At 44.7% G+C, this 1,182-nt stretch carries 1 protein-coding gene and 1 pseudogene; one reads left to right on the top strand and one right to left on the bottom strand.

The genetic code is table 11. The features are described 5' to 3' along the window. Window positions 1-197: hypothetical protein (locus tag R7035_RS25580; RefSeq protein ID WP_318146362.1), on the bottom strand; the 197-nt coding region annotated here is incomplete at its 3' end. Window positions 198-612: 415 nt separating this feature from the next. Between R7035_RS25580 and R7035_RS25585 the strand changes: the two are divergent. Beyond that, window positions 613-1,182, top strand: a pseudogene (locus R7035_RS25585) (cache domain-containing protein); the annotation flags it as partial.

Below are 1,182 nucleotides of genomic sequence, written 5' to 3' on the forward strand. Positions count from 1 at the left end.
GCTTCTTCTTGGAACGAACCAATGTGCATCACCAAACGAACCGAAACTTCTTGGTCTTGAGTTGGATAGATGTGGTATTTCATTCCATTGGATAGCTGATTAACGTGCCAGTTGGCATCAGGCTGAATCGGCGTGGATTGTTGTGTCAGAGCACACCCTGACAACAATAACGCGGGGACTAACAATATACTGCGCATAACTATTGCCCATAACTATGATTAAGCCGATCAATATAATCCTCGTTCCATGACCTTCACATTTTTAATGGATTATTTACTACTCAAATGTGATCTTTATCACTACTTAATGAAATCAATTATCATTTACAAAACACGACAAATCCTTACTTTACAAATACATAAAACAAGCCGCTCTCGTATTAGGTTCTTATTTCTTATAAAGCTCAAATTCGCGACATAGCGCCAGTATTTATTTTGAGCAGTAAAATATAATCAATCGATGATTTCGGCGTCAAAACCGCTTTTCAGCGACGACGCCGGATCATATACGAATGAAAATAACCAATAACAAACTACCCCGCGCTTTAGGTAAATGGGCATTAAGCCCGACACTTAACGCCGCATGGGTACAAAAAATCTATTAATCGCTGCTATGTTCAAAAATTTATCACTGAAGAATAAACTGGCTATCTCAGCCAGTGCTGCCATCATCCTTGGGGGCGTGTTAGTCGAAGGCTTGTCTTTTCGAGATTCGTTACAACGGTTGGATGCGGAAGTTGCCCAGCGTCTGGAAAGCACCAGCGCGTCATACAACCAGTACGTAAGTGATTGGCTACTCTCTAAAGAGCGAGCACTCACCTCCCTTTCTGCTGAGTCAGAAAAACGAGCCATCGTGACGCACTTGAAGCAGGTACGAGATTCCGGCGCGTTCGATAACGTCTTCCTCGCTTACCCAGACGGCTCACAAGACAACGCCAATGGGGTGATTTTACCGCCAGGCAATAATGACCCTCGCAAGTGGGGCTGGTACACCAACGCCATTGCCAATCCATCGAAAGTCTTTATGGATAACCCGACCGTTGCTGCTGCAACTGGTGCGAATGTAGTGTCGCTCGGTAAGGCGTTACAACTGCACGGCCAAACAACTGTACTGGGTGCAGATGTCGAAATTGGAGATATTTTAAACAGCCTCAACCAAGTGATCCTACCGGGTGAAGGCTAC

The organism is Vibrio sp. 1731 (assembly GCF_033339955.1).
In the GTDB taxonomy this organism is placed as follows: domain Bacteria; phylum Pseudomonadota; class Gammaproteobacteria; order Enterobacterales; family Vibrionaceae; genus Vibrio; species Vibrio alginolyticus.